Origin of the sequence: Aliiruegeria lutimaris (assembly GCF_900099935.1) — a bacterium.
In the GTDB taxonomy this organism is placed as follows: domain Bacteria; phylum Pseudomonadota; class Alphaproteobacteria; order Rhodobacterales; family Rhodobacteraceae; genus Tropicimonas; species Tropicimonas lutimaris.
The window spans coordinates 1-7,637 of record NZ_FNEK01000127.1 but is presented as its reverse complement, the minus strand read 5'-3'; the positions used below and the strand labels follow the sequence as shown (position 1 = coordinate 7,637).

The following is a 7,637-nucleotide window of genomic DNA, read 5'->3' as shown; positions in this document are numbered from 1 at the left end:
AGTGCTCGCCGAGAAACCCTTCAGGCTCGCTACTGTAGCCATGGCCAACAAGTCCGCCCGGATCATCTGGGCAATACTGACAAAACGAGAAGAATACCGGCAGCCAATCGCCTGATGCTGCCAAGAGATGCAAGACGCTTGATGTGATGATGCGAAATGAAGTCAACCAAAAGTAAGGACACTCCGTCGAACGGCATGGCCCTCGAGGTCGTTAAGCCGATTGGAACCTTACTTGCGGAACTCATCAAGGCCAGTGGCAACCGCCACACTAACAGGCCGGACACACGACTGTACTGACAGACCATCGCGACCACAGAAATCTCTTGCAATGCAGGAGCCATCCACACAAGCCGCTCGCGCATGTGGGCGCTTCGCCGATGCAGCATCATCCCATGAACCGGAAGCTGACGTTCGTGCCCGCTGCGGCGAACGGCAGTGGCGAGCCCGTTCTTGGCGATTTTCAGTCTCATAGCGAATGCCCGGTTTCGAGCAACTGACCAAATAGCGTCCGAAATTTCAGCCCTACAGCGCTTTCGAAACAGCAGGGCAATTGGCGATCGCCTCGCTGCATCGATTGCAATGACCTTTCGATCGCAGAAATGGCCGCGGCGTCATTTCAGCGGCGCAAGCCAATGTCTCTGAGGAAATGCTCATTGGCGTAGCGAAGGTCGACACGGGAGTTGGGGCGTGGCCAGAAGAGAGACTTCACGAGTGTCAACGGAAGGCGCAGGGCGCGTGCGAGTGGCGAGGTCGGCGCTTGGGTCTGTAGCGGTGCCGAAAGATCGGTCATGTCTGGTATCCTTCTGAAGAACCCGCCGGAATGGCCGGTTTATGAAGCCAGGTTGGCAGCCAGAAGGTTGGATGTCCTGAAACAGCCCTAACCCTTCCGAAAACTTCGGAAACGTTCCGAAAGGCCGGCAGATTGCCTGATGACGCCCAGGAGTTGATGGCAACCAGATAAGGCGATGGCCCGAACCCACAAGGCTAGTTCGCGTGGCTACGCCCTTGCGGCAGCCGCACGCGCATCAAGATCGCGAACGAGGCGCTGAAAGCGAGGGAGATCGCGCAGGGTGTCGAGGTCGTTGTCCCGTCCAACCCAGACAGAAAAAGTGACTGGGTCGACCCGCGGCAGGCAGGCTTCGAGCGTATCCAGTGCGGCCTCTGTTTCACCGAGCAATGCCATTGCGCAAGCGATGTTGTAGTCGATGCTTGGATCACCGGGATCAACGGCCTTGACCCGCACAGCCCATTGCTTGGTGCGTTCGGTTTCGCCCAGTTTCGCAAGGGCATTGACACCGCTGATCAATGCATAGGAATCCGACGCGTTCTCTGAAAGCACGCGTTCCGCCCGAATAAGCGTGCGGCGGGCTGTGTCCAGCACCTTCTCATGCCGGCCTGTTGCCCTGTAGCACATGGCGACGTGGGAGGTGGCCGCCAAATCCGCTTCTGAGAGTTCGGTTGCGCGTTCCCAGTGCAAAATGGCTTCCTCGTGCCGACCGGTCTGGAAACACGTTCGCCCGTATAGAAAGCGAACATCGTAAGAATTCGGGTCGAGTTGAAGCGAGCGTTCGTGAAGCTCGAAAGCCTCGTCGAAGCGACCAAGGCCGGCCAGGACGAAGGCCTTTGCCGCAAGCGCCTCTGCAAGGTCGGGATTAAGAGCGAGTGCGCGCTCGGCTGCCTGCAGGCCATGTTCGGTCGAGCCCGAAAGACCATAAAGCCCCGTCCGACTGATGGCCAGAAGCGCCCATGCCAGGCCAAAATCGGGGTCGATATCGAGCGCCTGTTGAGCGAGGCGGGCGGCAATCTCGAAGTTGCGCCTGTCCAGACGTGTGTGGTGGTAGCGCGCCTGGAGATAGAGTTCATAGGCTTCGGGGTTGTCGGTTGGACGCGACTGGATTGCCACGCGCTCGGCCGGGACAAGCCTGACTTTGAGCGCGGCAACGATGGCCTCGGTAATCTGATCCTGAAGATCGAAGATGTCAGTCAGGTCGCGGTCGAAGCGCTCCGCCCAGATCGGATGCCCGGTCGCGCCGTCGACAAGCTGGGCGTTGATGCGAATTCGACTGCCGGATTTTCGAACACTGCCCTCCACAACATGGGTCAAGCTCATGTCCCGCGCTGTTTGCGCAACATCGACGGCGCGATCCTTGAACGTGAAGGCCGTGCTTCGGGCAACGACAGACAGGGCCGCTACCTTGGAGAGATCGGTAATGACATCCTCGGTGATCCCGTCGGAGAAATAGTCTTGATCGGGATCGTTCGAGGTGTTGGTGAAAGGGAGTACAAGAACTTTGGGTGAAGCGGTTTGGCGCCTGTCTCCTTCTGGGGCAGGGACAAGCGCGTGCTCCTCTACAGGGAGCACGAACTGGTAGCCCCGGCCAGGTATCGTCGCAAGCGCCTTGGAGCCGAGCACCTTTCGCAGGGCCGAGACATGGACCGTCAGGTTACTTTCCTCAACCGAGACGTCCGGCCAGATGGCGTCGAGTATCTCCGCCTTGGTCAGGACGCGGTGACGGTTTGCGACCATGAAGCTCAGCATGTCGAAAGCCCTGGCGCCGAGAGGCAATTCGATACCGTGGCGCGTGAGCTTGCGCTCTCCCGTCGCCAAGAGGAAATCGCCGAAGCGGAAGGATGACAATAATTTCGCTCCCGGATCTGCCTTCGATTGACCGCTGTATCAGTCTGGCATCATAGATACGAACGTGCCGATGCTTCCTAGCATATTTCGGTGCCTGATGCTCTCTCAAACGAACCTTCATCTGTGCCAAACGCAATAGCCCTCCGTAAAAAAGGGCCTTGGAGCACAGAGCAGCAGACTTTCTGTATTCAACCTTGGCGCATTTCACCGCAGCTGCTGTACATCGAAAGCTGCCACTGATCGTTGGGGTTGCACCGTCCGCTTCGTCCGCGCTGCGGACCATTACGCGGCTCACGACGAAGGTCCAGTTTTACTCCGCGCGGTAGGATTCCAGACGAGATCAGCAAGGGACACTGCCACCGCAGCGAAGGTCCGGAAGGTCGGCAAACTCCCCTTTCGTATTGACCGCAGCATCCGGGAGAAAGGGCTCGTTCCGGCCGTTCGCCGCGGCTTGCATGAATGGCGGCAGTGGGCCGAAAGCGACGTCCGAGAGAATGCTGCAACGGCAGAATGTCTGAACGACATGAACGGCTGGAAAGCGCAGTTCACTGCCGTTCGCGCTGGCGCGGGAGGTCCGGTCGCCGCCGACCAGGATCGAACGGCGAGTTTGCCGACGTTGCCGCCGTTCTCTGCACGGGCGGCATCAACTGTCGTTCCCACGCGTTGCCCAGAAGCTATGTAGAGAACCGGACGTTCGTAGCTGCGAATTGGAATGACGGCCACGCGGGACCTTGCGGCCTCCGTTGGTGAGGACCGCTGCAACCGCAAATAACGCAGAGCGGACGCCGATCGGATTATATTGGCGAGTAATTGGCGTAGATAATCTGAGCGCAACACATGCCGAATAATCCAGCCGGCATACAAGAAACGGTAGTATTCACCTACATGCGTTGGCTTAGCGTTAACGCGCAACCATTCCTCGGAGTTATCTTTTGCGTCGTAACCACATTCTTGCCTTGTCGATCCTGACTTTCGCCCTTGTGTTACCATTCCTTCTGGCGTCGAGGGCTTCTGAGGACCTGCTAGCTGTGTGGATCGCGGCGCAGTCATTTTACGGCGAGAGACTTGATCTCGTTTATCCTGTCACCGATCCAGTTTTCACGATGCAGCCGCCATCGAAGGAATGGATCGTTATGGCGACCGAACTTGAACATGACGGGCAAATATTCCCCTATCTCTACCCACCAATATGGGCGGCACTCATCGCTCCGCTCACCGCTTTCCTAGACTTTGACACCGTCGAGCGGATCTTCAATCTGCTAAACCCGCTGCTTTTGGTTGCTTGCAGTTGGCTTGCATGGCGTGCGCTACGAAGCCCGATGCCGGCGTTGCAATTCATCTTCATTGGACAGATTCTGTACTACGGCACCACAATCGGTGGAATCGCGGTGCTACAAAATCAACCGCAGATCATCGTCGCTTTCCTGACGCTACTGACCATCGAGCGCAGCCGCGCCGACGCCCAGATTGCCGCAGGTGCCGCGCTCGCATTGGCCGCTGCGATCAAGCTTTACCCGGTGCTTTACGCGCCGATCCTGCTGGCGCGGGGACAAACACGGGCTTTTCTCGCCTTCTTGTCAATCGGCTGCGCTTTGGGGCTGACCTCGATAGTCCTCGCCGGCTGGCCACTCCATGTGGTTTTCTTGGACGCAGTCGCCGGTGTCGCCAATACCGTCATGCGAGTGCCGGCAGCTTATGGCCTCGATACAGTTCTTGCGTGGTTGCTTCCAAAAGACGGCATGAATTATGTTACGGCAACTAGCTTGGACCCCGACGCCCATGCTGGCTGGTATGTAATGTCTCGCCCGCTGGTTTGGTCGCTTGCAATCCGCACGACCCTTCTGGCTTGCCTCGCGCTGAGCTTCCTACGCGCTCTAGCGATCTCCGAAGGGGCACTCTATGAGTCACTCTGGCCAGCGACGATCATCGCGTTGGCGCTACTGAGCCCTCTTGCATGGTGTTACTATTTCATCGCGCCGCTGGCCTTTGCACCGTCTCTCCTAAGCACCTACGGCCGACACACCGGGACGGCGCTGTTGCTCGTCATTGCCTTACTCGTCTCGATTCCTTTGCTGCAGTTCAACCAGAAACTATTATTTCTCGACGGCGACATGATCTCGTTCTTTGGGTTCGTGTCCATGTTGTTGTTGCTTGCAGCCTTCGGACTTAGTCACCGTTGGACTCATCCCAAATCCGGAACAAGAAACAAAAATACAGGGGCTCACCGCAGGCTTCGAAGCATTCCGTCCGATGACCGCTAAGTCGGCAAACTAACCTTTCGATCCTGGTCGGCGGCGACCGGACCTCCCGCGCCAGCGCGAACGGCAGTGAACTGCGCAATCCTGCCGTTGATGTTGGGTGACTGCTTCGCAGGTGCGGCATCGTCCCGTGAACCGGAAGCCGCCGTTTGAAGTCAGCGTAGCGATTGGCGGTGAAGTGCCCACTGCCGACCCATCGAGAATTCGCTGCGCGCGCTCGCAGAGAGATCATAGCAGCAATCCAGCGAAAACCGACAATACAACGCGACGAGAAAAGCCGCATTCGGGCAAGCCGCAGCAATGTTTCAGGGGCGAATGAGCAAGTTGCGGATGTTCCGGACTCGTACAGCCGCAGCGAGCGCGATTGCTGAAATCCGCGCCAGTTCTTCGCGACTGCGGCGACGCGAGTTCCCCGGCGCAGCGAATTTCCCCAGAATGACTAATGCTGCAAGGTGAACGAATGACCGCTTCCCTTGAGTGGTCAAAAACGTGAAAAAATCAAGCGAAGTTTCGCCAAGGGTTTGTTGGAAAATATTTTCTAGCGATTTCAGCGCTTGAGCACGAAAAGACCAAAGCAACCGTTTTTGAACGGATGGTTTGGTCAGGGGGTATTTGTCACACAACCGACCTCGCCAGACCCAATTGAGCGCTACGGTAGATCCGAGGACTAACCGCCAACCAAAATGTCGAGTGCGTCTTCGACAGTCGGCAATGCGGCAAAGTCACTGGCAGCCTGGCCTGCTCGTCTGCGCATTTCGGGGTTTTCCAATGCATCGGTGATCGCAGCCCGAAGTGACGGCACGTCGTCGTCTGAAACAGCGATGCACAACCCAGCCGATGCAAGGCATCGAGCATTATCGGGTTGGTCGGCGAAGAGAGGCACCACGATCATCGGCACACCGGAAGCCAGCCCCCCCAGGACAGTGCCTGAACCGCCATGACAGACCATGAGTTTTGCATGCTCGAATATTTCTGCCTGCGGAACAAATTGTCGGACGGTAACATTATCTGGTACGCTCTGGACAAGATCGTGCGGCGCGTTTTTTCCCGTGGTCAGAAGGACCGACACCGGCAAACCGGCAATCGCTTCGATGCTGGCAGCATAGACATGCCTTGAGTGTTCCTCATCGGCGGCCAATGTGCCAAAGGTCATGTAGACCAAGGGCTTGTCGCCGGGCGGCAGCCATTCGGGGGGCGCTGTGGTTGGGGCCGTGGCCGGTACGAAAGTCCTGAAACGGAAGGGCTCCTGGCTATTGATGCGGGGGGTATCGTCCAGAACCTTTGGATGAGCGCTAAAGGCTCGTTCATTCCTTAGATAACCGCCGCCGATAGGCTCCAAAGAAACGAAGGATCGCAGCGCGTCCATTTCCTTGGTATAGTTAGTGGCGATGGATTCCTCGGACTCACCATTCACAATCTCGAACCTTGCATGTCGGATGCCGAGTTTTTCTGCTGCGATCAACCCAGAGAATTCGGTGGATTCGCGCAGGATGAGATCTGGGCGCCAGATGTTCAATTCATCCAGCAATCCTGGCAAGAAGTTTCGTGCCAAAACCCCCATGAAGAACTCGGACATGAAGAACTTTCCGACTTTTTCGCGCGGCACGCTCATTGCGCGTTTGTTGACTTCCTCCCGTTCCTTATCGCTAGGCCCCTTCAGGACCAGATGGCCGAAGCCGTGCTTGGCGATATCGTCGCCTAGATCGGGAAGAGCCGCGACCCTTACTTCGTGACCTCTTGCCTGCAATCCCTTCGCGAATGGCACCATGGGCATGAAATGGCTCAAAAGCTTGTTGGTCGAGACAAGAATGCGCAAGGTAAATCCCTAACCTAATGCTGAGCCTTGATGTTTCGGCGATCGCTCAAGCCTAGACGAATTCTGCTTCGCTGTCTCGGAAGAGTCTCGTCGCTCAGTCGGTCAGGGTGCGATGGCCCCGGATGCTCGGTTGTCCAACCGCGTCGGCACAGTAGGAGCCGCGTTTTGGGATCTCTCTGAGGTTGATCTCCGACCTCAGTCCAATGCTGCACTAGCGGCCAAGACCCATACATCTCTGTCTCCGGCAATAACGACTGTTTTTGACTAGCCCCTGAAACCTGCCATTGGCACTGCGATAGCGAAAGCACACTTTGTCCACTTACCTGTCCTTGGCGTTGGGCGCCGCGAACGTCCGGTCCTTATTTTCAAGGGCCACTGTCAAATGAAAACGGCAGAAAAACTTGCACCGCAGAGAATGACCGCAAGGTCGGCAAACAAACCTTTCGATACTGGTCGGAGGCGACCGGACCTCCCGCGCCGGCTCGAACGTTAGTGAACTGCGCAAAGGAGACATCGAGGCCTAAGGAGCAAGGTCCGTTGTGGCTACTAATCCGGACCTTCGCCTCGGATTTCACAACTGTCGCAACCGGCCCTTGCACTAAATCGCTTCGCGATAATGGCTCTGAGTGGCTGTCGTTGCGCTGAACTGGGATTTGTTTCGCGGATTTTGATGCTGGGTGTGTGCTGTTGGTCGAGGTGATCTTGCCTCGATCGACAGAGGGTTTTCGCATGACCATTCAGCATCCTACACCGACCACGCCGCTTCGCGCCCGGATGATGGCGGATATGTCCGCGCGCAATCTCGGCCCTGCCTCGCAGACCAGCCACTTGCGGGCCTGCAAGCGATTTGCAACCTGGCTCGGGCGATCTCCGGAGGCGGCATCGCCGGATGACGTGAAGCACTTTCAGCAGCATTTGATCGAGA

The 7,637-nt window shown here is 57.3% G+C and carries 6 protein-coding genes and 1 pseudogene; 3 read left to right on the top strand and 4 right to left on the bottom strand.

Translation table 11 applies throughout. The features are described from left to right. A pseudogene (locus BLR85_RS30155) lies at nt 1–115 on the top strand (IS110 family transposase); the annotation flags it as partial. A gap of 501 nt (nt 116–616) precedes the next feature. Here BLR85_RS30155 and BLR85_RS29405 read toward each other — a convergent pair. Together BLR85_RS29405 and BLR85_RS27090 are read right to left on the bottom strand one after the other, a co-directional pair. Next, entirely contained in the window at nt 617–790 is a 174-nt protein-coding gene (locus BLR85_RS29405; protein WP_170844805.1) for a hypothetical protein, read from the bottom strand. Between the two features lie 207 nt (nt 791–997). Next, entirely contained in the window at nt 998–2,638 is a 1,641-nt protein-coding gene (locus BLR85_RS27090) for a winged helix-turn-helix domain-containing tetratricopeptide repeat protein (protein ID WP_093164735.1), read from the bottom strand. A gap of 932 nt (nt 2,639–3,570) precedes the next feature. Between BLR85_RS27090 and BLR85_RS27085 the strand changes: the two genes are divergently transcribed. Further along, entirely contained in the window at nt 3,571–4,899 is a 1,329-nt protein-coding gene (locus BLR85_RS27085) for a glycosyltransferase family 87 protein (protein WP_093164732.1), read from the top strand. Between the two features lie 302 nt (nt 4,900–5,201). Here BLR85_RS27085 and BLR85_RS28820 read toward each other — a convergent pair whose 3' ends face one another. Together BLR85_RS28820 and BLR85_RS27080 are read right to left on the bottom strand one after the other, a co-directional pair. Beyond that, nucleotides 5,202–5,519, bottom strand: coding sequence for a hypothetical protein (locus BLR85_RS28820; protein WP_139188581.1), 318 nt, complete (start codon nt 5,517–5,519; stop codon nt 5,202–5,204). A gap of 44 nt (nt 5,520–5,563) precedes the next feature. Further along, nucleotides 5,564–6,712 carry a glycosyltransferase gene (locus BLR85_RS27080; RefSeq protein ID WP_093164729.1) on the bottom strand — a complete coding sequence of 383 codons (1,149 nt, stop codon included), beginning with the start codon at nt 6,710–6,712 and terminating at the stop codon, nt 5,564–5,566. 696 nt (nt 6,713–7,408) lie between these two features. Here BLR85_RS27080 and BLR85_RS27075 point away from each other — a divergent pair. Further along, the coding region (locus BLR85_RS27075; protein ID WP_244520899.1) for a phage integrase N-terminal SAM-like domain-containing protein at nt 7,409–7,637 on the top strand (229 nt) is incomplete at its 3' end.